Genomic DNA, 23,435 nt, shown 5'->3' on the forward strand with positions numbered 1-23,435 from the left:
CTGACTGTATCAAGGGAGAGACATCATGTACTTGACGCCTCAGCACATCCTGCTTGCCGGAGCCACCGGACTGACCGGTGAACATTTACTGGATCGGCTGCTCAGCGAACCCACCGTCAGCCGCGTTCTTGCCCCTACCCGTCGACCACTGGCCAAACACCCACATCTAGAGAACCCGGTGGGTGACCCTGCGGTTTTTCTGCCCCAACTCAGCGGCCGTGTCGATATCGCCTTCTGCTGCCTGGGCACCACCATCAAACAGGCAGGCTCAGAAACTGCATTCCGCGCGGTCGACCTGGACATGGTTGTTGCTTTCAGCAAGCGCGCCCGCGAAATGGGCGCGCGCCACTTGCTGGTGGTGAGCTCACTCGGCGCAGACCCAAAATCGTCGGTGTTCTACAACCGGGTAAAAGGGGAAATGGAAGAAGCGTTGAAAGCACAAGACTGGCCGCAACTCACCATCGCCCGGCCGTCCCTGCTGCTCGGCGAACGCATCGAACCACGCACCGCTGAGCGCTTGGCAGCACCGCTGGCACGACTGCTACCGGGCAAGTACCACGGGATTGAAGCCTGTGAACTGGCGCGGGCATTGTGGCGCCTGGCGCTGGAAGAGCAGGACGGCATTCGCGTGGTGGAGTCCGATGAACTGCGCAGGCTGGGCAAGAAGTAAGCCCTGCCCGGCCATCGCCGGCACGGCGGCGATGGCCGGTTACAAACCGCCGGTGGCCTGAAAGCTGACACCCAGCACGGTCAACAACGACAGCGGCAACAGCAGCGTGTCGAGCAACGCGCTCGCGGGCAGATCAAGCCCGGGATACGCCGGCGCCTCAGCACCAAAACGGTCCATGGGGCAACACCCGCCCTGCATGGCATACAGATCAAGGCGCGTACCGGAGTATACAATCGGTGCCCCTGGCTTGGCCGCGTCCAGCGTGCGTACGCTGGCGCAACCACTGAGCAGCGCCAGCGCCAGCACCATCACCAGTAAAACTGAACGTTTCAATCCTCACCGCCGACATGGTGCTCACCCCAACGCGGCAACATGTCCTGAGGAATGTTCAGCACATTGAGAATGCGCGCGACGACAAAATCAATCAGGTCGTCAATGGTTTGCGGCTGATGATAGAAACCTGGAGCCGCTGGCAGAATCACCGCGCCCATGTTCGACAGCTTGAGCATGTTCTCCAGGTGAATGGTGGAGAACGGCGCCTCACGCGGTACCAGAATCAACTGCCGACGTTCTTTCAGAGTGACATCCGCCGCCCGCTCGATCAGGTTGTTACAGGCGCCGGTCGCAATGGCCGAAAGCGTGCCCGTGGAGCACGGCACGACCACCATCGCTGCCGGTGCACCGGAACCTGAGGCCACCGGCGACATCCAGTCTTCCTTGCCGTACACACGAATCTGCCCTGCGGCGGCGCCGGTGTACTCGGTCAGAAAGGCCTGCATTGCCTGTGGCTTGGCCGGCAGCAGCACATCGGTTTCCGTCGCCATGACCAACTGCGCAGCCTTGGAGATCAGGAAATGCACCTCTCGGTCTTCGCGCACCAGGCAATCAAGCAGGCGCAGGCCGTACTGCGCCCCCGAGGCCCCGGTCATGGCCAGCGTGATGCGTTCCGGCCCGCTCATCGCAGGGCCTCGGCCAACTTCCCATGCAGGCCACCAAAGCCGCCATTACTCATGATCACGACTTGAGTACCGGGCTTGGCCTGGCTTTTCACCCGGGCAATGATCGCTTCCAGGCTGTCAGCCACCACCGCAGGTACCGGGCACTGGGCTGCCGTGGCCGCCAGATCCCAACCCAGGTTAGGCGGTGCATACCAGATCACCTGATCGGCCTGGCGTACGCTTTCCGGCAGGCCATCGCGGTGCGCGCCCAGCTTCATTGAGTTCGAACGCGGTTCAATCACGGCGATCAGTGGTGCATCGCCAATACGCTTGCGCAGGCCATCCAGCGTGGTGGCGATCGCCGTCGGATGGTGTGCAAAGTCGTCATAAATCGTCACGCCTTGTACTTCAGCGACTTTCTCCATGCGCCGCTTCACGCTTTTGAAGGCGCTCAGCGCGGCGATACCCATCGACGGCACCACACCAACATGGCGAGCAGCAGCCAACGTGGCCAAGGCGTTGGCGACGTTGTGCTGACCGGTCAGTTCCCACTCGACCACCCCTTGCGACTCGCCTTCAAAGCTGACTTCAAAACGCGAACCGTCAGCACTGAGCAGCTTGACCTGCCACTGACCGCCAACACCCGTGGTCTGGACCGGGGTCCAGCAGCCCATCTCAATCACGCGCTGCAAGGCTGGCTCAGTGGTGGGGTGAATGATCAGGCCTTCACTCGGGATCGTGCGCACCAGATGGTGGAACTGCCGCTCGATAGCTGCCAGATCCGGGAAAATATCCGCATGATCGAATTCAAGGTTATTCAGGATGGCAGTACGCGGACGGTAGTGGACGAACTTCGAACGCTTGTCGAAGAAGGCGCTGTCATATTCATCAGCCTCAACCACGAAGAACGGCGTATCGCCCAAGCGCGCCGACACCGAGAAGTTCTGTGGCACGCCGCCGATCAGGAAGCCCGGGCTCATCCCGGCATGCTCCAACACCCAGGCCAGCATGCTGCTGGTGGTGGTTTTGCCATGGGTTCCGGCCACGGCCAGCACCCAACGCCCTTGCAGCACATGATCGGCCAGCCACTGCGGGCCGGATACATAAGGCAGGCCTTTATTCAGCACATACTCCACCGCGGGATTACCACGCGACAGGGCATTGCCGATGACCACCAGGTCCGGTGCCGGATCCAGCTGGCTGGCATCATAGCCTTGGGTCAGCTCAATGCCCTGGGCCTGAAGCTGAGTGCTCATCGGTGGATAGACGTTGGCGTCGGAGCCCGTGACGCGGTGGCCAAGCTCCTTGGCCAACACCGCCAGCGAACCCATGAAAGTGCCGCAAATACCGAGAATGTGAATGTGCATGGTCGACCTCGCAAAACATCGAGGCAGGGTAGCCCAGGGCGGGGAAAATCGCATCCTTTCGTTCAGGCGTCCCGGGCAATACCATGCTTGCGCAGTTTTCGGTACAAGGTATTGCGACTCACGCCCAAGTGCGCCGCCACATGGCTCATGTGCCAGCGTTGCTGCTCCAGCACAGCCAGCAAAGCGCTGCGTTCAGCATCCTCAAGTGGATGTTCAGGCGCCTCGCTGGAAACCGTGGGTATCGCAGCAACTGGCGGCCGACGAATCAATGGCGGCAGGTCGTTGAAGGTAATCTCTTCGCCCTCCGCGAGCGCAACCAATGTGCGCAGGACGTTGCGCAACTGGCGCACGTTGCCGGGCCAGGCGAAATCGAGCAAGGCATGTCGCGCCTTCGCCTCCAGACGGACAACCTGCCCCGCAGCTTCCTCCGCCAGCAGAAAATCAAGCAACTGGGCCTTGTCACTGCGCTCACGCAGAGCTGGCAAGGCCACTTCCAGGCCGTTCAGCCGGTAGTAGAGGTCTTCACGGAAACTGCCGTCCTCGACCCGCTCCAGCAGGTTGCGGTGGGTGGCGCTGATGATGCGGACATCCACGGCCTGGGGTTCACCACCAATCGGCACGACCCTGCGCTCTTCAAGCACACGCAGCAGGCGGGTTTGCAGCGCCAGCGGCATATCACCGATTTCATCCAGCAACAGGGTGCCGCCATCGGCCTGTTGCAGCTTCCCACGCATCCCCTCCTTACGTGCACCGGTGAACGAGCCGCCGCGATAGCCAAACAGCTCACTCTCGATCAGGCTCTCAGGGATCGAGGCACAGTTCAGGGCGACGAACGGCTTTGCCGCACGCTGACTGGCCTGATGCACGGCCTTGGCAAAGGCCTCCTTGCCACACCCGGTCTCGCCATTGAGCAGCAATGGCACATCGCGCTCGAACACCCGCACGGCGCGACGAAAATCGTTCTGCAATGCAGGGTCGACCAGGCAAATCGAACCCGTAATCGGTGCTGGCGGCGGCAACGCCACCGCGGCCAATGACGACGGTTGTGGCGCCCGAACCTGACCGCGCACACTGGCAAACAACTGGCGACCATCACGCGTACGCAACGGCCAACTGGCATTGGCCTGAGCCGTAGCACGCCCCAGCAACTCATCCAGTGAACACTCGAAGAACATCTCCACAGGCTTTCCAAGCAGGCCGCCGCGAACATGCCCAAGCAAGTTCAGGGCGCTCTGGTTGGCCGCGCAGATACGCCCATCCCCCTCAAACGCCAGCAACCCCTCGCTGAACAGGCCCACCGACTCGGCCTGCAAATGAAAGCGCAGTAGCCACTGGTTTTCGAAATGGCGCAGGAAGTAACAGCTCTCGATCATCTTCGCCGAGAGGTTGACCAACGCCATGGTGTGAAACTGACTTTGCCGCGAGACCTCAGGACGTGCCGACGATACGTCAAGCACCGCGAGCAGTTCGCCGTGGGGGTCGAACACCGGGCTGGCAGAGCAGGTCAGGCCGGTATGACGGCCACGAAAATGCTCTTCCTGATGAATAGTGACGGCTTGACGCTCGACCAGGCAGGTACCAATCCCGTTGGTGCCTTCACTGGCCTCGCTCCAGTCGGCGCCGAGCCAGAGCCCGGCACGCTCGAAGATTTTGCGCTCGGTTGGCGCCGTCACACAGTTGAGGATTACCCCACGCGCATCGGTCAGCAGCACCGCATGGCCTGCGCCGGAAAGCTGTTGATGCAGCGTGTTCATCTCGTTGCCGGCAATCTGCAGCACCTGCTGCAGGCGCTCTCGGCTTTCCAGCAGACGCCCATGCTCAAGCACGGTCGGCGCCATCGCCATGGCCGGATCGAGATGATAGTCCTCCAGACAACGCAGCCAGGAACGGGCGATGGATGGATCGCTGCCCGGCCCCTGCAAGTGGGCCTTGCCCTGAGTCACCGTAAGCACTTGCCGAGCGTGCCGGCTCAAATGATTGCTCTGCACTTTTTATTGTTCTCCCCGGAAGCGGTACAACCCAGCATCCTCCAGCCGCTGACGCTTTGCAATGTCAGTACGACCGCTGAGTCACAGGTTGTCCCGCATCTGGCACAAAGTGTCACCCCCACCGTCCCAGAAATGCGACAACCAAGCCCGCGCGCACCCGCAGAATCCCATCAAGCCCTTGATTTACATAGACCTGCCAGCAGTGGCCCGCGCTTTGCTCTACGCTCTATATCCTCCCCAACAAGCACAAAAGCCAGGAGACACACCATGCGTTACGCACACCCAGGTACCGAAGGCGCAATCGTTTCCTTCAAGAGCCGTTACGGGAACTACATCAATGGCGAGTTCGTCGCCCCGGTCAAAGGTGAGTACTTCACCAACACCTCGCCAGTGAACGGCCAACCGATCGCCGAATTCCCGCGCTCCACTGCCGAAGACATCGACAAGGCTCTGGATGCCGCCCATGCCGCCGCCGACGCCTGGGGCAGCACCTCGGTACAAGCCCGTTCGCTGATCCTGCTGAAGATCGCCGACCGTATCGAGCAGAACCTTGAACTGCTGGCCATCACTGAAACCTGGGACAACGGCAAAGCGGTCCGTGAAACCCTGAACGCTGATATTCCGCTGGCAGCTGACCACTTCCGTTACTTCGCCGGTTGCCTGCGCGCCCAGGAAGGCAGCGCCGCCGAGATCGACGGCAACACCGTGGCCTACCACATCCATGAACCGCTGGGCGTGGTCGGACAGATCATCCCGTGGAACTTCCCGATCCTGATGGCGGCCTGGAAACTGGCTCCGGCACTGGCTGCCGGTAACTGCGTCGTGCTCAAACCCGCCGAGCAAACCCCGCTGGGCATTACCGTGCTGATGGAAGTCATTGGTGACCTGCTGCCACCTGGTGTACTCAACGTGGTGCAAGGTTTCGGCCGTGAAGCCGGTGAAGCACTCGCCACCAGCAAGCGCATCGCCAAGATCGCCTTCACCGGCTCCACGCCGGTTGGTTCGCACATCATGAAATGCGCGGCCGAGAACATCATTCCGTCCACTGTTGAGCTGGGCGGCAAGTCGCCGAACATCTTCTTCGAAGACATCATGCAAGCCGAACCGGCCTTCATCGAAAAAGCCGCCGAAGGCCTGGTGCTGGCATTCTTCAACCAGGGCGAGGTCTGCACCTGCCCATCGCGTGCGCTGGTACAAGAGTCGATCTACCCGGCGTTCATGCAAGAAGTGATGAAGAAGATCAAACAGATCAAACGTGGCGACCCACTGGACACCGACACCATGGTCGGCGCCCAGGCCTCTGAGCAGCAATTCGACAAGATCCTGTCCTACCTGGAGATCGCCGAGAAGGAAGGTGCTGAACTGCTGACCGGCGGCAAGGTGGAGAAGCTCGAAGGCAGCCTGGCCACCGGTTATTACATCCAACCGACCCTGCTCAAAGGCAACAACACGATGCGGGTGTTCCAGGAAGAGATCTTCGGCCCCGTGGTAAGCGTCACCACCTTCAAGGACGAAGCGGAAGCCCTGGCCATCGCCAACGACACCGAGTTCGGGCTGGGCGCGGGCGTATGGACTCGCGACATCAACCGTGCTTACCGCATGGGCCGCGGGATCAAGGCCGGTCGCGTGTGGACCAACTGCTACCACCTGTACCCGGCACACGCCGCTTTCGGTGGCTACAAGAAGTCGGGCGTGGGTCGTGAAACCCACAAAATGATGCTTGATCACTACCAACAGACCAAAAACCTGCTGGTGAGCTACGACATCAACCCATTGGGCTTCTTCTAACCCAGTGTACGGTGCGGCCTTCAACAGATTGAAGGCCGCACTGGCTTGACCTCACCGCCCCCTCAACTGCAGCTGCCTTATCGCCCGCCTTGCCGCCCCACGCCGGCGCACAGGCAGGATTCAGACATAACCTCCGCCAGAAACTGAAATTTCCTAATCGACAAGACCCGGGTTCGGGTCCATTTTTGCCAATTGCGCTTTTTTTCCGCTTTAGGCAGCATCGGGGCTACGGCTGCCCTGCGATTCGCCGCCACCCCCAAAGGAACCTGAGGACTGCTTATGCGAATCATCAAAGCAACCCTTGAGCATCTGGATCTGATCGCTCCGCTTTTCGTCAAATACCGCGAGTTCTACGGCCAACCGCCTTACCCCGAATCCTCACGCAAATTTCTCGAAAAACGCCTGAAGCGTGGTGAGTCGGTGATTTACCTGGCACTGGCCAACGATGACGACAGCAAACTGCTTGGTTTCTGCCAGCTGTATCCGAGTTTCTCCTCGCTGTCGCTCAAGCGCGTCTGGATCCTCAACGATATCTATGTGGCCGAAGACTCGCGCCGCCAACTGGTGGCCGACCACCTGATGCGCGCCGCGAAAAAGATGGCCAAGGAGACCAATGCCGTGCGCATGCGGGTTTCCACCAGCACCAACAACGACGTGGCCATGAAAGTCTACGAGTCCATCGGCTTTCGTGAAGACACCGAGTTCAAGAGCTACATCCTCCCCATCCAGTCGGACTGACCTGGCAGCCGGGCGGGCCTTGAGCCTGCCCGGTATGCACCAGCAAAACCCTCCGCTACAAACAGCACAGGAATAATCCGTTTGCGGCCGTATAATACGGCACCACACGTTGAGTGGAGGCCTTCGCACGCCGCTGTGTCGCGCGCGAAACACCCCACTGCCAGTCATCGCAGGCCCGCCAGCACGGGCTTTCACCACAGGTGCCGTACATGGATTTCAACCCGCTGGACATTATCCTGCATCTTGATACCTACCTCGATTTACTGGTCAACAACTACGGCCCCTGGATCTACGCCATTCTGTTCATGGTGATCTTCTGCGAGACAGGCCTTGTGGTGACGCCCTTCCTGCCAGGCGACTCGCTGCTGTTCATCGCAGGCGCAGTAGCCGCTGGCGGCGGCATGGACCCATTGCTGCTTGGCGGCCTGCTGATGGCTGCGGCAATCCTGGGCGACAGCACCAACTATGTGATTGGCAGAACCGCTGGCGAACGACTGTTCCGCAACCCCGACTCGAAGATCTTCCGCCGCGACTACCTGCAACAAACCCACGATTTCTACGACCGCCACGGTGGCAAGACCGTCACCCTGGCGCGCTTTCTGCCGATCCTGCGGACCTTCGCACCGTTCGTCGCCGGTATCGCCAAAATGACCTATAGCCGTTTTCTGGCGTTCAGCGTCGCCGGTTCCGTCCTGTGGGTAGGTGGTCTGGTCACCCTCGGCTACTTCTTTGGTAATGTGCCGTTCATCAAGAAAAACCTGTCGCTGATGATCGTCGCGATCATTCTGGTGTCGATGCTGCCGATGATCATCAGCCTGGTGCGCAACCGCATCAACCGCAACGCCGCCAAGGCCAACTAAGCCCCGCTCATGTGGTTCCTTAGCGCCTGGCGACGCCGCCGTACATTGGCCCGGTACCCACTCGATGCGCAGCTGTGGCAGCGCATCCGTGAACGCCTGCCGCTGCTTGATGGCCTGAGCGAGGCAGAAGATCACTGGCTGCGCGACGCCTGCGTGCTGTTCTTGCGCGAAAAACACCTCACCGCACTGCCCGGCGTCGAACTGGACGCCGAACAGCGCCTGTACCTGGCGGCTCAAGCGCAGTTGCCCCTACTGCACCTGGGTGAACTGAACTGGTACCAGGGCTTCCATGAAATCATCCTCTACCCCGACGACTTCATCAGCCCACAGCGTCACCGCGACGCCAGCGGCGTGGAACATGAGTGGGATGGTGAGCACAGTGGCGAAGCGTGGTTGCAGGGCCCGGTAATCCTGGCCTGGCCGGGCGTTCTGGCCAGTGGTGGCTGGGAAGGCTATAACCTGGTCATCCATGAGTTGGCGCACAAACTCGACATGCTCAACGGTGATGCCAACGGCCTGCCACCGCTGCACAGCGACATGCGCGTCAGCGATTGGGCGTCAGCCATGCAACACGCCTATGACGACCTCAATCGTCAACTTGACCGCCACCCGGATGCCGAAACCGCCATCGACCCCTATGCCGCAGAAAGCCCGGCGGAATTCTTCGCGGTCACCAGCGAATATTTCTTCAGCGCCCCCGACCTGCTGGCTCAAACCTACCCCAAGGTCTACCAGCAACTGCGCGCGTTCTACCGCCAGGACCCGCTGCTGCGTCTACAGCAACTACACAGCCATCATCCCCACTATCGCCACGCCAAGGACTGAGCATGCCAAGCATCCGGGTGGGCGTGGCAAGCGCGTGGGAATGTGCCTATAATCGCGACCAATTTTTGGCCAAACATGGGGGCAATGCCCAATGAGCTACAGCAAGATTCCGGCTGGCAAAGACCTGCCGAACGACATCTACGTCGCCATCGAGATTCCAGCCAATCACGCGCCGATCAAATATGAAATCGACAAGGACAGCGATTGCCTGTTCGTCGACCGTTTCATGGCCACCCCAATGTTCTACCCGGCCAACTACGGTTTCATCCCGAACACCCTGGCTGATGACGGTGATCCGCTGGACGTGCTGGTTGTAACCCCGTACCCAGTGGCTCCAGGTTCGGTCATCCGCGCCCGTCCGGTCGGCATCCTGAACATGACTGACGACGGCGGCGGCGACGCCAAAGTCATCGCCGTACCGCACGACAAACTGTCGCAACTGTACGTCGACGTCAAAGAGTACACCGACCTGCCAGCCCTGCTGCTGGAGCAGATCAAGCACTTCTTCGAGAACTACAAGGATCTCGAAAAAGGCAAATGGGTGAAGATCGACGGTTGGGGCAACGCAGACGCCGCCCGCGCCGAAATCACCAAGGCCGTTGCCGCCTACAAAGGCTAAGCACCGCGCTGAACAAAAAGCCCCGCTCGCGGGGCTTTTTGTTGCCTGCAAAGATAGCCCCCTGTAGGAGTAGGCTTGCCTACGATGGCATCAGCAGGGTGCCAGCCAACACCTACGGCCGCGAGAAACATCCGGCAAATCCCTCGGAAACACCCTTAACTCCGAGAAATTCTTCAACCCAATGTTTATATCCTGATCGCACAGAGCCCCGTAAAATCGGGCCTCATGAATACTTCTGGCAGCCGTTTGAAAGCCCTCCTGCGCGAGTGCAACCTGACACCCTCCGACTTTGCCGCCCACCGCAAAGTGACACCGCAGCACATCAACAACTGGTTCAACCGCGGTGTTCCCCTGGCGCGTATCGATGAGATCGCAGAACTCCTGTGCGTCTGCAGCAAATGGCTACGCAGCGGCGAAGGGCCCAAGCATCCGCCACCCGCACCGCGCATCACCCCGACCGAAATCGAAGTCGAAGTCGAACCACCCGACACCAGCCTGATGGCCGCGCACAAAGAGGATGACGCGCAACTGCCCTTCTACCGCGTGAAGGACAAACAACTGAGCGTGATCGCCGACCGCCACCTGCGCCTGCCCGCCTGCAGCCTCGAGCGGCTTGGTGTCGATCCCGCGCGAGCATTCTGCTTGAGCATGCCCGACACCAACATGGCCCCGCTGCTGTCACAGGGTGCGACCCTGGCCATCGACCGCAGCCTGACCCGCATCGTCGAAGGCGAACTCTACGCCCTGCTGCACAATGGCCGGCTGCGCATCCACACCCTCAGCCGCCTGCGGGGTGGTGCCATTGCCCTGCACAGCTACGACAATCGGCAATTCCCCAGCGAAAGCTACAGCCCGGCCCAGGCCAAAATGCAGCACCTGGAAATTCTCGGTTGGGTCTTCTGGTGGGGACAACGGCGTACCGAACGGCCAGCCTAAAGCGCTCAAGGTGAATTTCCACTAGGCATACCGCGCCATTGTCAGTATGCTACGCCGCACATTTAGCCCCTGGCAGCCGAGCGCCTGCCAACGGGTTTGGCGACGCAATACATTCGCGTCCAGCCACCTTCGGCCCTCGCGCCGACGCAACGATTTGAAGGCGGTTGCGGCTTACCAAAAATAAGCCAAGACCGTCCCCGAGAAGCCGGCCACAAGCCGGCTTTTTAATGCCCGAAATCCACCCACCACATCACGCTTATCAATGCGGCGCCTTCTCCAGCGCCTCACGCAGTGCAGCCGCCGTGGCGTATTCCTGTTGCGCGACCAACCGGCCGTTGTCCAGTTGCAGCCACAGCACCTTGTCTTCGGCGCCGGCATAACGGGTTGCCACGCGTGCGTCGCGGTCGAGCAGTACCCGGTAGCTGTAATCACGCATGGCGGGGATGGCGAACATTTTTGCGATCAGTGCAGGCATGCGCTGGATGTCGGCAACGAACACGGTATGTCGTGCTTCCAGGTAGCCCTTGGGACGGTCTTGCAGGGCCTCTTTCACCAGTTTGGCGCCGTCCATGCCACGGGCTACCAGCAGGGTTCGGGTTTGATCGTCCAGGCTGTAGGGCTGATCGAACTGATCGAGCAGGGTCCAGGGCGCCAGGCGCTCTCCGACTTCGACCGCCTGGGCCAACAATGGCAATACGCTCAACAGCAGAATAGAAAGATATCTCACAGCACACCTCGTTGTAGTGGTTGCACAGCCAGGCCAGCAGTCTACACCGCCGCGCAGGCACCTAGCCTTTCACGCACACCACTTGACGCAGGGTATGCACCACTTCCACCAGATCACGCTGAGCCTGCATGACCGCGTCGATGTCCTTGTAGGCCATGGGGATCTCGTCAATCACGTCTTTGTCTTTGCGGCACTCGACGTGCGCGGTGGCACGCGCCTGGTCCTGGATGGTGAAGCGCTTCTTAGCCTGGGTGCGGCTCATCACACGCCCCGCGCCATGGCTGCAGGAGCAGAACGCTTCTTCGTTACCCAGGCCGCGAACGATGAAGCTGCGTGCGCCCATCGACCCCGGAATGATCCCCAACTGGCCTTTTTGCGCAGAAACCGCGCCCTTGCGGGTAACCAGCACCTCATGGCCGAAGTGCTGTTCTTTCTGCACATAGTTGTGGTGGCAGTTCACCGCTTCGAGGTTGGCCTCGAAGGGTTTGTTGATCACCTTACGCGCAGCGTCAATTACCGCGTGCATCATCAGCGCACGGTTCTGCCGGGCAAAGTCCTGGGCCCATTCCACGGCTTCGACGTAGTCGTCGAAATGCCGGCTGCCTTCCTCGAAGTAGGCCAGGTCCTTATCCGGCAGATTGGCGATGTGCTGGCGCATATCGGATTGGGCCAGTTCGATGAACAGGTTGCCGATGGCGTTACCCACGCCACGCGACCCACTGTGCAGCATGAACCAGACACGATTGGCCTCGTCCAGGCATACCTCGATGAAGTGGTTACCCGTGCCCAAGGTTCCCAGGTGCTGACGGTTGTTGGTGCGTTCCAGCGTCGGGTACTTGTCAGTGATGGCCTTGAATCGGCCAGCCAGTGCACGCCAGGCATGATCGGCCACGCCGGGTACGCTGTCCCAGGCGCCTTGATCGCGACGGCCGAAGGTCTTGCCGTGCGGTACCGCCTTTTCGATGGCCGTACGCAGGCCATGAAGGTTGTCCGGAAGGTCTGCGGCGTGCAATGAAGTGCGTGCGGCGATCATCCCGCAGCCAATGTCCACGCCCACCGCTGCCGGGATGATCGCGCCACGCGTGGGAATCACACTACCGATGGTCGAGCCTTTGCCCAGATGGACATCCGGCATCACCGCCAGGTGCTTGAAGATGAACGGCAGTTTGGCGGTGTTGATCAATTGCTGTCGCGCTTCCTCCTCCACCGGCACGCCCTGGGTCCAGAGCTTGATCGGTTTGCCGTTGGCGACTTCGAGGATGTTGATGGTTTTCATCTGGCTGCTCTGTTGCCTGGCGGGTTACTCAGACTGCACCACACCATTCAACACCTTATCCCACCCGCCGCACACCGAAATTCGATCGTCAGCGAGGGCGTCACTGCAACCCGAGCTGCCCACGCAGGAAGTCATACAGGCCTGAGGCACTTTTGCGGTAACCGTCGGCGGATAAATGCACCAGGTCGTTACGGGCCAGACCTTCAGCCTGCCAGTTGACGATAGAACAAGGGCCGCCCATGTACGCTTGCCAATCCCAGAACAGGCCGTTGAACTGCTTGGCGGCCTGCCGCTGGATACGGATGATCTGGGCCAATGGTTGCGGCTGACGGGCAGCGCACGTACGCGCCTTGCGCTGCTTGATCGAGTCCGGTGGGCCGACCAGCAGAATGGCGGCACGCGGCATGTTGCGGCGCAACTCGGCCAGGGTCTGGTTCAGGTGGTCACGGTACTGGTTCAAGTCGAGCTTGTCGTCGAAGGCTTCGTTGGTACCGTACGCCAGAATGATCAGATCCGGGCGCAGAGCCTTGAAGCTCTCCTGCCAGCCGGGCTGCCACTTATCCACAACATCCAGCCGCGCGCCGTTGATCCCCAAGGCTGAATAGGTCACACCGGCATTCTTCTGGCCCTGGATGAACCAGCCACCCAGCGCTACGTCCTTGCGGTTGCTCAAGGTGAGGTCCAGCGGCAAGCTGACACTGTTGAACACCGGGCTGAAGCGCCACTGCCCATTGGTTGCTGCCAGCAGGCGCCGGTTCTGGGTAGTGCCGTCGCGGGCGAGCAATGTCGTGTTGGCCGTTGAGGTGTAGAGGGCCGACACGCGGTAACGCTGGGCCGTGGGCTCACGCGCCTCGATGCGTACGGCTGCGTTGGCCGTCAGCGGTAATGACAGGTAACCGCCCAGGGGAAACTGAGTGCTCTGCTGGTTACGTGCCGAAACCAGTTCCCACTGGCGCTTGGCCGCCTTGAGGATCACCGTTTCATAGCGCGCCCCCGGTACCGGTGAGCCTGCGACCAGGCCTATACCACCATCGCCATACTGAGCCTGCAACAGGCGCCGCATTTCCCCGCTGAACAGGTCGGCGGCGGTGTGTGAGTCACCCAGTTGCACGATATTGATCGGGGTGCGGTTTGCAGTGCGGAACTTGCCCGCCAGCAGCGCCAGATTACCGTTGGCAGGGGTTTGAACCGCCTTTTGAGGCACCTGAAGTGGACGTGCTGCCGGCCCATTGACCGCCGCTACCGGGCTACAGCCCGGCAATGCGCAGATCAGTGCCACCAGGGCCAGGATGTTGTGCAATCGACGCATTTCAGTGTCCCGTCACGGTCAAGCCCGGGAAGGTAATCATCGACAGCACTTGCTGTGCAATGAGCTTCTGCCCGGTGGGGGTAAAGTGAATGCCGTCATCGACCCGGGTCTTGACCCGTTTGCCTTGGTCATCCTGCAAGGTGTAGGAGAACTCATCAGCCTTGTAACCCAATACGCCGTTAGCAGAGACATAATGCTGCTGGTAGAGCCTGGTCTGGGTTTCATAGAGCGTGCTCAGGTAGGCCATGGCGCTGGACAGCTTGGTTTTCTGCATGTTCGGTGGGCCAACCCAGATCACTTGCACATCATGCGCACGCGCCTGCTCAAGAATCGAATCAATACGCTGACGGTACTGCTCCTCCCACTCGGCAGTTTTAAAGCGCAGGAACGGCTTACCTTTGGCAACCGGCATGTCCCAAGGGTCATTCGGCCCCAGGAACACCACCATCAGGCGAATGTTCGGCTGGCTTTGCAAGGTCTTGGCCACCGTCTGTGGCCAGTTGAAAAAGCCCGGATAGGCAAGCCCGGTACTCTGCTTGCTGAGGTTGACGCTTTTGATCTGGTAACGCTTGTGCAAGGTATTGGCCAGGTGCGGCGCCACCCCTTGCATCAGCGAATCGCCGACCAGAAAGACTTCATCGCCCGCCGACAGAGTCACCGGCACCGGTTGTACTGGCTGCGGGATGGGCGCAGGCAATGGCGTCGCCGCCACCTTGACCGGCTTGGCGCTCTCATGTGCCGGAGCGGCATGCACCGGGGTCGCATGCTTGCCATCAAGCTTCACCGGCACGACAGGCACCGTGGCGGGCATCGTCACGGTTTCGCTGACGGGAGCCTGTGCAATCAATGCTGGCGGTGCAGGCTGGGTCAGGCTTTCGATAAAACTGTCACGGGCACTGCCCAAGGCCTGAGTCAGGTTGCTGCCCATCCGCCAGGCAGCACTCTGGCCCAGTAGCGGCAGTTCACAGCCCTGGTGGTACTTCTGCTCGCAGTAAAGGCGGATTGAGTCCTGGTTGAACCAGAACAACAGCAAGGTGGTCACCACAATGGCATACAGCACCTTGGCCGCGCCCACCTGCGTTTCGAACAGCTTGCTGGCACTAGAAACTGGCATAGATGAACCCCGGAACGCCCGACTGCGATGCAAAGATGACCAAGGAAATGAATACCCCCAGCGGAACGGGGTACAACTGCCAAGGCAGGCGCGTGGTGGCGGCAAAGAGCTGGCGCAGAAGCGCGATCAGTTGCCGGTAGACAGCGATGTACACCACACAGGCCAGCAACAGGGCGCCCGTAGGCGAGAACAGTGCCTCCAGACGCAAGCCAGCAATACCGGCGAGCATGTCCTTGGCATCATCGAGGCTGGCGCAACGGAAGAAAATCCAGGCAAACGCCACATAGTGGAAGGTCAGCAAGCGTGCGGCGATACCCGCCCCCGGCCAACGCATCGGCTGCGGCAACCAATAGGTCGAGGCTTTGTACAACGCCAGACCCAGGCCGTGCAGCGCCCCCCAGATAATGAAGTTGATGCTCGCGCCATGCCAAAGCCCGGAGATCAGCATGGCCAGCAGCATGTTCAGGTTGCCGCGCCAGACGCCCTGACGGTTGCCGCCCAACGGGATGTACACGTAGTCACGGATAAAGGTCGACAGGCTGATATGCCAACGGCCCCAGAACTCCTTGAGGTTGTTCGCGGCATAGGGCGCATTGAAGTTGTCCGGCAAACGGAACCCCAACAACAAGGCAATGCCGGTCACCAGGTTGGTGTAGCCACTGAAGTTGAAGTAGATCAGAAAGCTGTAGCCGTAGACGCTGAGCAGGATCTGCTCGGCCGAATAGCTGCTGGGCGTCTCGAACACCGGATCAACCCACTCACTGGCCAGCCAGGCGCTGAAGAAGAACAACTTCACCACCGCCAACGCAATCAGCCCCAATGCACGTTGTGGCTCCAGCACCTGACGCATCTGCCCGGCCTGAATCTGCGGCAGCATGTGCGAAGCACGGTTCACCGGCCCGGCAATCAGGCTCGGGAAGAACGCCAGGTAAAGGGCCAGATCAAACACCGGCGCAGGCGTCATCTCGCGCCGGTTGATCGACACCAGGTAGCTGACCGAATGGAAGGTGTAGAACGACAAGCCGATAGGCAGCAGCACTTCCAGAATAGGCAGCGAGACATCAAGCCCGGCACTGGCCAGCGCCGACTGAACGCCACCGACGAGGAACTCCTGGTACTTGAAGAGGTAGAAACACCCCAGCACCAGCAGCGCAACCAGCCCGTAACTGAAGCGTCGCCCCGGGTACCGCGCACCCAGAAGCCCCAGCAGATAGACCAGCGCTGTATACCCCAGCAGGATATAGAGAGAATTCAGACTGAAGCTGGCAACAAGGCCGTAACTGGCGGCCAGAAGCATGACGTTCTGCAAACGAACGCTCCAGCACAGGCTCCAGTAAATAGCGAAGAACAGGATGAAGCAGAGGCCGAACTCGATCGAAAGGAAGCTCACAACGTAGTCCATTACGCGACATCAGGAAGGGAGAGCCTTGCCGGGCAACGCCGTAGCGCAAGGCGGCGGCAATTATGGCAGAGAGCCACAAGCCCTCACAATGACAGGCTCACAGAAAAAGCAAGATAGTGAACAAAGGCTTTATGCAACAGAATGCGACGAAAGATCATCGGCACTGATTTGCTCCCCCTGCCCCGCTCTGCTAGTGTCGCGCCGTTTAAACCGCCACAGAGACAGCCGCCATGGCCCGGAAAAAAGCCGCCGTTGATTTCGAGCAATCCCTCGCCGACCTGCAAGCCCTGGTCGAACGCCTGGAGAACGGCGAACTGTCGCTGGAAGACTCGCTGACCGCCTTCGAGCAAGGTATCCGTCTGACCCGTGACTGCCAGGGCGCCCTGGCACAGGCCGAGCAGAAAGTGCAGATCCTCCTCGAGCGCGATGGTGAGTTGGCCGCCGAACCCTTCAGCGCAGAGCAGCCGGAATGATCGCCCGCTACCAAGCTACCTGCCAGGCCCGTGTCGATGCGGCGCTGGAACAGTTGTTTGTCGCCCCTTCGGCCGAACTCACCCGCCTCTACGCCGCCATGCGCTATAGCGTCATGAACGGTGGCAAACGGGTCCGCCCGCTGCTCGCTTATGCAGCCTGCGAAGCCTTGGGGGCACCAGCCGAACAGGCTAACGGCGCGGCCTGTGCGGTTGAACTGATCCATGCCTACTCACTGGTTCACGATGACCTGCCGGCCATGGACGACGACGACCTGCGCCGTGGCCAGCCAACCACCCATAAAGCCTTCGACGAGGCCTGCGCGATCCTTGCAGGCGATGGCCTGCAAAGCCTGGCCTTCAGCGCCTTGCTCGACCCGCGCCTGAGCCCGCAAAGCGACAGCAACCGCCTGACCATGGTCCAGACACTGGCCTTGGCTGCCGGCCCGGCCGGGATGGTCGGTGGCCAGGCCATCGACCTGGGCTCAGTGGGCCTGAAGCTTGACCAGCAAGCGCTGGAATTCATGCACCGGCACAAGACCGGCGCCCTGATCGAAGCCAGCGTGCGCCTGGGTGCTCTCGCCAGCGCCCGTGCGGGCAACACCGAACTGGAGGCCCTGCAACGCTACGCTCAGGCAATCGGCCTGGCATTTCAGGTACAGGATGACATCCTCGACGTCGAAAGCGACACGGCCACCCTCGGCAAACGCCAAGGCGCGGATATCGCCCGCGACAAGCCAACCTATCCGGCGCTGCTCGGCCTGGATGCCGCCAAAGCCTACGCGCTGGAACTGCGCGATCAAGCACTGCAGGCGCTGGAAGCCTTCGACGGCGCGGCCGAACCACTGCGCGATCTGGCCCGTTACATCGTAGAACGCAAGAACTGAGTGCACTTCACGTAGGCGCCTGCCTTGCCAGCAGTAAGACACATCGCTGGCAGGACCGGCTCCCGCGAAAGACGATGCACAGGTGTCGCAGAAGCACCATGCCATGGGCAGCCATCACCGCAATAAGGTAAACTGCCGCCTCTTCACACCTATAATGATTCGCCTGATGCCCACGACGTTTCAAGAGATTCCCCGCGAACGCCCGGTCACGCCGCTGCTCGACCGTGCTGATACGCCCGCTGGCCTGCGCCGGCTGGCTGAAGCCGATCTGGAGAGCCTGGCCGACGAACTGCGCCAGGAGCTGCTCTATACCGTTGGCCAGACCGGCGGGCATTTCGGTGCCGGCCTGGGCGTCATCGAACTGACGATCGCCCTGCACTACGTCTTCGACACCCCGGATGACCGGCTGGTGTGGGACGTGGGCCATCAGGCCTACCCGCACAAGATCCTCACGGGGCGACGCAAGCGCATGAATACCCTGCGCCAGAAGGACGGTATTGCGGCCTTCCCACGTCGTTCCGAGAGCGAGTACGACACCTTTGGCGTCGGCCACTCAAGCACCTCGATCAGTGCCGCACTGGGCATGGCCATCGCCGCTCGCCTGCAGAACGAGGCGCGCAAGTCCATTGCGGTGATCGGCGACGGTGCACTGACCGCCGGCATGGCTTTCGAAGCGCTCAACCATGCGCAGGAAGTCAACGCTGACATGCTGGTGATTCTCAACGACAACGACATGTCGATTTCACGCAATGTCGGTGGCCTGTCCAACTACCTGGCCAAGATTCTCTCCAGCCGCACCTACGCCAGCATGCGCGAAGGCAGTAAAAAAGTGCTTTCACGCCTGCCCGGCGCCTGGGAAATCGCTCGCCGCACCGAAGAGTATGCCAAGGGCATGCTGGTACCCGGCACCCTGTTCGAGGAACTCGGCTGGAACTATATCGGCCCGATTGACGGCCACGACCTGCCGACCCTGATTGCCACCCTGCGCAACATGCGCGACCTCAAGGGGCCACAGTTCCTGCATGTGGTCACCAAGAAAGGCAAAGGCTTCAGGCCGGCCGAAGTCGACCCGATCGGTTATCACGCAATTACCAAGCTTGAGCCGGTCGATGCACCGGCTGCTGCGCCGAAGAAAGCCAGCGGGCCGAAGTATTCGGCGGTATTCGGCCAGTGGTTGTGCGACATGGCTGCGGCAGACCCACGCCTGGTTGGCATCACCCCAGCCATGAAGGAAGGCTCGGACCTGGTGGCCTTCAGCGAACGCTTCCCGGCACGCTACTTCGATGTGGCCATCGCCGAGCAACACGCTGTCACCCTCGCCGCCGGCATGGCGTGCGAAGGCGCCAAGCCCGTGGTGGCGATCTACTCGACCTTCCTGCAGCGCGCCTATGATCAACTGATCCATGACGTTGCGGTACAGAACCTCGACGTCTTGTTTGCCATCGACCGCGCCGGCCTGGTCGGCGAAGACGGCCCGACCCATGCGGGCAGCTTTGACCTGTCGTTCCTGCGCTGCATCCCCGGCATGCTGGTGATGACCCCGAGCGACGAGAACGAACTGCGCAAAATGCTCAGCACCGGTCACCTGTACAACGGCCCGGCAGCGGTGCGCTACCCGCGCGGTACCGGCCCGAATACGCCGATTGAAAACGACCTTGAACCCCTCGAAATCGGCAAGGGCGTAGTACGCCGCCAAGGCCGCACCGTCGCCTTGCTGGTCTTTGGTGTTCAGTTGGCCGAAGCACTAAAGGTTGCCGAACAGCTCGATGCCACCGTGGTTGACATGCGTTTCGTCAAACCGCTGGATGAAGCGTTGGTACGCGAGATGGCTGGCCAGCACGAGCTGCTGGTGACCATCGAAGAGAACGCCATCATGGGCGGCGCCGGTGCGGCTGTCGGTGAATTCCTGGCCCGCGAAAACCTGATCAAGCCGATCCTGCACCTGGGCCTGCCTGACATTTATGTCGAGCACGCCAAACCGGCACAGATGCTTGCTGAATGTGGTCTGGATGCAGCGGGAATCGAAGCAGCAGTACGTCAGCGCCTGCAGTTGTTGGGCCTCTGACGCCCTATCGTCATGGTCGGCTCCGCAAGGAGCGGCCATGACGACAATAGGCCTGCCGACCTATCAGCCGAGCTGACGCGGAATACGGTAGAGGTAGAGCACGACCACGCTCGAGACCGCCAACAGAATCTGCGGCACGGCCTCCAAGCCAACAAATACCGACACAGCCGCAAGCCAGGCCGGCAAGCAGGCATAGAGCATGGCCACCCGACGTACGCGCGCCAGCTCAATCCAGGCCGCGGGCTCCGCATCGCTGTTCAGCGCCTTCTCCATTGCAATCAGCCCATGCTTGTAAGCGCCAAAGCGCGGCAGGCTGAGGAACATCGAAGAAACACTGGCGATGAACATCGGCATGGCGAGGATTGGCAGCAACGCTTCACGATCACCGAACGCCCAATTGAAGACAAACAACGGCGCCAATGCGATCAGCAGATGCTGCCACCAGGCAATGCTGAGACGGCGACGAACCTGAGCCCGGGTCACGCCCGACCAACCTCACCCTGATGCTCGTTGCCCATCATGTGGCCAAGCTTGCCGGCCTTGGTGGCCAGGTAGTGTTTATTGTGCGGGTTGTGGCCGGTATGCAAAGGCACTCGCTCAGCCACCGCGATACCCATCGCAGTGAGGGCTTTCACCTTGCGCGGATTGTTGGTCATCAGGCGCAGCGATTTCACGCCCAGGTGCTCAAGCATCGGCAGGCACATGGCGTAGTCACGCTGATCGGCAGCAAAACCCAGACGCTCATTGGCTTCAACCGTATCGGCACCGCCATCCTGCAGCTCGTAGGCGCGAATCTTGTTCAACAGACCAATGCCGCGACCTTCCTGACGCAAGTACAGCAGTACACCGCGCCCTTCGTGAGCGATCGCCTGCAGCGCCGCTTCCAGCTGCGAACCGCAATCGCAGCGCTGGCTGAACAGCGCATCGCCCGTCAGGCACTCGGAGTGCAGGCGTCCCAGTACCGGCGCGCCGTCGGCCACATCACCCAGACTGAGCACCACGTGCTCGCGACCGGTGGCCTCATCGAGAAAACCATGCATGGTGAAGGTGGCAAAGGGTGTAGGCAGCTTGGAGGCAGCAACGAAAACGACGGGCACCTTGTGCTCCTGAAATAACGTGAATATTTAACGTGGACTGGATTGTAACAGCAGCGTGGCACCGGTGCTTATGCTGAATTTTTGTGCAGACATATCGAAAAGTTCGATGCACCTTGCCGATCTGAGGACAACCTAGAACGGATACGGCTGCTTCCAGCGCGTGAATATCTCGCGCAACTGGCCACTTGGCACCAGCTCATCCATGCGCTGATCGAAAATTTCCTTGAGGGCACGGCCTTCCGGGGTTTTGGCAAATGCCAGGTACAACGGCAGTTCAGCCAGGTGGGTACGCCGAAATGCCGAGGGATTCTGCGCCTGCGACAACACATAGTCGACCTCGTTCAGGGCATCGATATAGAAATCGACGCGACCATACTCAAGCATCGGCAGAATGCCCTCACGCCGCTGAACCTCGCGGTAACGGTCAACATAGGGCAGGTAACTGTTGAAATCGTAACCACGCACCCAAGCCAATTGGAACTGACCCAACGTTTCCTGGGTAGGTACCGGCCGACTGGCCAACCCCAGGGCATAGATATGGTCTTGGTCAAAATGCCAGCGCGGGTAGATATTATCGGCGCTTTCCTCATGATAAGAGCCGACCCAGGCATCTGCTTCGCCACGCTTTACCAGGCCGATAGCGCGACTGTAAGGCACGCTCGCCGTCTTGACCTTGACACCTACGGGCTCAAAAACCTTGCGCAGCAGCTCCCAGGCCAGGCCTGTGCCGTCGGCATTGGTGTAGTCGAGCCACACCTCGCTGGCCAAACGCGCTTGCAAAGGCTTTTTCAGCAAGGGCTCTGCTGCCCACGTCACACCTCCTGCCAAAAGCAGGACCAGTAGCAACCATCGGCATCCTTGCATCGCCCTATCTCCTTAGGTAAAGCTCCATACTAGCCCTTGCATCGTCAGCCAGGCGAATACACCGGCAAGCACATCGTCGATCATGATGCCGACACCTCCATGCACATGCCGATCAAGCCAACTGATCGGCCAGGGCTTGAGTATGTCAAAGAAGCGGAATACCAAGAACCCGGCCAACAACCATTGCCAGCCTTGCGGCACCAGCCACAGGGTAATCCACATCCCCACCATCTCGTCCCAGACGATACCCTCATGGTCGTGCACACGTAAATCGCTGGCAACCTTGCCGCACAGCCAGAAACCAAACAGCATGGTCAGGCCCAGCATCAGCCAGTAACCCCAGTCTGGCAGCATTTGCCACAAGGGCATGAACGGCAAGGCAACCAGCGACCCCCAGGTCCCTGGCGCCTTCGGCAAAGTACCCGAGCCGAAGCCGAATGCCATGAAATGCCAAGGGTTGCTCCAGACCGAAGGCGGAACAGGCTTCACCTGATTACGGTGATCGGTCACGGTGTCTCCCTAATCGCTAAAGTGTTGATAGCCCCGAACAGCCGGGGTGATGTTGCGCCCTTCCCGATCGTACAGGCTGACACCGGAGCCAACCTCGACCCTGCCAACCACGTGAATCGGCCAGCCGGCGGCCAGCAGCCCCGGGAGTTCGGCATCGGGAAGCGTGAAGGCCAGCACATAATCGTCGCCACCGGTCAATGCGGCGTGACGCGCACCCTCCAGCCCCAAAAAGCCGCGTAATGCCTGGCTCATCGGTAGCGAGTCCACCTGCAAATGCAGCGCCACGCCAGAGGCTTTGGCGATATGCCCACAGTCAGCCAGCAAGCCGTCGGAGATATCCAGCGCCGAGGACGCCTTGCCACGTAACGCCTGGCCGAGTGCCAACTGCGGTGCTGGCGACCAGTAGTGCGCCAGCAGCGATGCCGCCAGCGACGGCTCGGTTTGACGTTCCGCAAGCACCAGCGGCAGCGCGCCAGCAGCGTTGCCCAGTTCACCGCCCACACACACCAAGTCGCCTGGTTGCGCGCCGGCGCGGGTCAGCGCCTGCCCGGCAGGCACCCGGCCGAACACGGTCATGGTCAGGCTCAAGGGGCCACGGGTGGTATCGCCACCGACCAGGCTCAGGTTGCACTGCCTGGCCATCTGATTGAGGCCTTCTGCGTAAGCACGCAACCAGTCCGCCGACGTGTCCGGCAGGGTCAGGGCAAGGGTAAACGCGAGGGGGGTAGCGCCCATCGCCGCCAGGTCACTGGCGGCAACGGCCAGCGAACGCTGGCCGAGCAGGAACGGGTCACTGTTGTGCGGGAAATGCACACCGACAACCAGCGTGTCGGTAGACACCGCCAACTGTTCGCCCGCTGGCAAGGCCAGCAGGGCACAGTCGTCACCGATGCCCAAGGCAACTCCTTCGCCACCTTGCGCACACGGTGCGGCGGCGAAGTAGTGACGGATCAGCTCGAACTCACCCATTGGCCAGCAGCGCCGA

The 23,435-nt window shown here is 60.8% G+C and carries 24 protein-coding genes; 10 read left to right on the forward strand and 14 right to left on the reverse strand.

The window, feature by feature from the left end; genetic code table 11:
• Positions 1–25 precede the first annotated feature (25 nt).
• On the forward strand, positions 26–670 hold the full coding sequence (locus tag AB7M23_RS03445) for an oxidoreductase (protein WP_330522780.1): 645 nt from the start codon (positions 26–28) through the stop codon (positions 668–670).
• A 39-nt stretch (positions 671–709) separates the two neighbouring features.
• On the opposite strand, the gene AB7M23_RS03450 is transcribed toward AB7M23_RS03445, so the two are convergent.
• The 4 genes from AB7M23_RS03450 to AB7M23_RS03465 form a co-directional block, all read right to left on the reverse strand.
• Positions 710–979, reverse strand: a complete 270-nt coding sequence (locus tag AB7M23_RS03450; RefSeq protein WP_099775916.1) for a YceK/YidQ family lipoprotein — start codon at positions 977–979, stop codon at positions 710–712.
• A gap of 20 nt (positions 980–999) precedes the next feature.
• Positions 1,000–1,629 (reverse strand): flavin prenyltransferase UbiX, encoded by a 630-nt coding sequence (ubiX, locus tag AB7M23_RS03455; protein WP_065761866.1) that lies wholly within the window; start codon positions 1,627–1,629, stop codon positions 1,000–1,002.
• A complete protein-coding gene (gene mpl, locus AB7M23_RS03460) occupies positions 1,626–2,975 on the reverse strand; it encodes a UDP-N-acetylmuramate:L-alanyl-gamma-D-glutamyl-meso-diaminopimelate ligase (RefSeq protein ID WP_065761865.1) in 1,350 nt (449 codons plus the stop codon). The genes ubiX and mpl overlap by 4 nt, the downstream gene beginning before the upstream one ends.
• Positions 2,976–3,037: 62 nt before the next feature.
• Complete coding sequence (locus AB7M23_RS03465) at positions 3,038–4,963, reverse strand: sigma-54-dependent Fis family transcriptional regulator (protein WP_099775918.1); 1,926 nt, start codon at positions 4,961–4,963, stop codon at positions 3,038–3,040.
• A gap of 267 nt (positions 4,964–5,230) precedes the next feature.
• Between AB7M23_RS03465 and exaC the strand changes: the two genes are divergently transcribed.
• From exaC to AB7M23_RS03495, 6 genes are all read left to right on the forward strand, one after another.
• Positions 5,231–6,751: an acetaldehyde dehydrogenase ExaC gene (gene exaC / locus AB7M23_RS03470; protein WP_454240212.1), complete on the forward strand. Its 1,521-nt coding sequence runs from the start codon at positions 5,231–5,233 to the stop codon at positions 6,749–6,751.
• A 279-nt stretch (positions 6,752–7,030) separates the two neighbouring features.
• Complete coding sequence (locus AB7M23_RS03475) at positions 7,031–7,489, forward strand: GNAT family N-acetyltransferase (protein WP_065761984.1); 459 nt, start codon at positions 7,031–7,033, stop codon at positions 7,487–7,489.
• Positions 7,490–7,698: 209 nt separating this feature from the next.
• A complete protein-coding gene (locus AB7M23_RS03480; protein ID WP_454240213.1) occupies positions 7,699–8,349 on the forward strand; it encodes a DedA family protein in 651 nt (216 codons plus the stop codon).
• 9 nt (positions 8,350–8,358) lie between these two features.
• A complete protein-coding gene (locus AB7M23_RS03485; RefSeq protein ID WP_454240214.1) occupies positions 8,359–9,174 on the forward strand; it encodes a M90 family metallopeptidase in 816 nt (271 codons plus the stop codon).
• Positions 9,175–9,265: 91 nt separating this feature from the next.
• Positions 9,266–9,793, forward strand: coding sequence for an inorganic diphosphatase (ppa, locus tag AB7M23_RS03490; protein WP_065761987.1), 528 nt, complete (start codon positions 9,266–9,268; stop codon positions 9,791–9,793).
• A gap of 225 nt (positions 9,794–10,018) precedes the next feature.
• Positions 10,019–10,729, forward strand: coding sequence for a LexA family transcriptional regulator (locus tag AB7M23_RS03495; RefSeq protein WP_454240215.1), 711 nt, complete (start codon positions 10,019–10,021; stop codon positions 10,727–10,729).
• Positions 10,730–10,988: 259 nt separating this feature from the next.
• On the opposite strand, the gene AB7M23_RS03500 is transcribed toward AB7M23_RS03495, so the two are convergent.
• The 5 genes from AB7M23_RS03500 to AB7M23_RS03520 all read right to left on the reverse strand — a co-directional run bounded on the left by AB7M23_RS03500 (position 10,989) and on the right by AB7M23_RS03520 (position 16,545).
• Entirely contained in the window at positions 10,989–11,456 is a 468-nt protein-coding gene (locus AB7M23_RS03500; RefSeq protein ID WP_330522784.1) for an FAD/FMN-containing dehydrogenase, read from the reverse strand.
• Between the two features lie 61 nt (positions 11,457–11,517).
• The gene (locus AB7M23_RS03505) at positions 11,518–12,732 is read right to left on the reverse strand and encodes an RtcB family protein (protein ID WP_454240216.1); all 1,215 of its coding nucleotides are present in this window, start codon (positions 12,730–12,732) and stop codon (positions 11,518–11,520) included.
• A gap of 100 nt (positions 12,733–12,832) precedes the next feature.
• Positions 12,833–14,041 (reverse strand): SGNH/GDSL hydrolase family protein, encoded by a 1,209-nt coding sequence (locus tag AB7M23_RS03510; RefSeq protein ID WP_454240217.1) that lies wholly within the window; start codon positions 14,039–14,041, stop codon positions 12,833–12,835.
• Between the two features lies 1 nt (position 14,042).
• The gene (locus AB7M23_RS03515; RefSeq protein ID WP_454240218.1) at positions 14,043–15,155 is read right to left on the reverse strand and encodes an SGNH/GDSL hydrolase family protein; all 1,113 of its coding nucleotides are present in this window, start codon (positions 15,153–15,155) and stop codon (positions 14,043–14,045) included.
• On the reverse strand, positions 15,142–16,545 hold the full coding sequence (locus AB7M23_RS03520) for an MBOAT family O-acyltransferase (RefSeq protein WP_330522787.1): 1,404 nt from the start codon (positions 16,543–16,545) through the stop codon (positions 15,142–15,144). Before AB7M23_RS03520 ends, AB7M23_RS03515 begins: the two co-directional genes overlap by 14 nt.
• A 242-nt stretch (positions 16,546–16,787) precedes the next feature.
• Here AB7M23_RS03520 and AB7M23_RS03525 point away from each other — a divergent pair, with 242 nt between their 5' ends.
• The 3 genes from AB7M23_RS03525 (at position 16,788) to dxs (ending at position 19,979) form a co-directional block, all read left to right on the forward strand.
• Positions 16,788–17,030: an exodeoxyribonuclease VII small subunit gene (locus AB7M23_RS03525; RefSeq protein ID WP_065759159.1), complete on the forward strand. Its 243-nt coding sequence runs from the start codon at positions 16,788–16,790 to the stop codon at positions 17,028–17,030.
• Positions 17,027–17,914 (forward strand): (2E,6E)-farnesyl diphosphate synthase, encoded by an 888-nt coding sequence (gene ispA / locus AB7M23_RS03530; protein WP_065759160.1) that lies wholly within the window; start codon positions 17,027–17,029, stop codon positions 17,912–17,914. Before AB7M23_RS03525 ends, ispA begins: the two co-directional genes overlap by 4 nt.
• A gap of 166 nt (positions 17,915–18,080) precedes the next feature.
• Positions 18,081–19,979, forward strand: a complete 1,899-nt coding sequence (gene dxs, locus AB7M23_RS03535; protein ID WP_099776799.1) for a 1-deoxy-D-xylulose-5-phosphate synthase — start codon at positions 18,081–18,083, stop codon at positions 19,977–19,979.
• Between the two features lie 63 nt (positions 19,980–20,042).
• On the opposite strand, the gene AB7M23_RS03540 is transcribed toward dxs, so the two are convergent.
• The 5 genes from AB7M23_RS03540 to thiL form a co-directional block, all read right to left on the reverse strand.
• Positions 20,043–20,462: an MFS transporter gene (locus AB7M23_RS03540; protein WP_454240219.1), complete on the reverse strand. Its 420-nt coding sequence runs from the start codon at positions 20,460–20,462 to the stop codon at positions 20,043–20,045.
• Positions 20,459–21,076 carry a GTP cyclohydrolase II gene (gene ribA, locus AB7M23_RS03545; protein ID WP_065759163.1) on the reverse strand — a complete coding sequence of 206 codons (618 nt, stop codon included), beginning with the start codon at positions 21,074–21,076 and terminating at the stop codon, positions 20,459–20,461. The genes AB7M23_RS03540 and ribA overlap by 4 nt, the downstream gene beginning before the upstream one ends.
• A 132-nt stretch (positions 21,077–21,208) precedes the next feature.
• Positions 21,209–21,940, reverse strand: coding sequence for a substrate-binding periplasmic protein (locus tag AB7M23_RS03550; protein WP_454240220.1), 732 nt, complete (start codon positions 21,938–21,940; stop codon positions 21,209–21,211).
• 12 nt (positions 21,941–21,952) lie between these two features.
• Entirely contained in the window at positions 21,953–22,450 is a 498-nt protein-coding gene (locus AB7M23_RS03555; RefSeq protein ID WP_409278575.1) for a phosphatidylglycerophosphatase A family protein, read from the reverse strand.
• A 9-nt stretch (positions 22,451–22,459) separates the two neighbouring features.
• Complete coding sequence (gene thiL / locus AB7M23_RS03560; RefSeq protein WP_454240221.1) at positions 22,460–23,419, reverse strand: thiamine-phosphate kinase; 960 nt, start codon at positions 23,417–23,419, stop codon at positions 22,460–22,462.
• Positions 23,420–23,435 lie beyond the last annotated feature (16 nt).

It is taken from the genome of Pseudomonas sp. HLS-6 TE3448, from assembly GCF_053629555.1.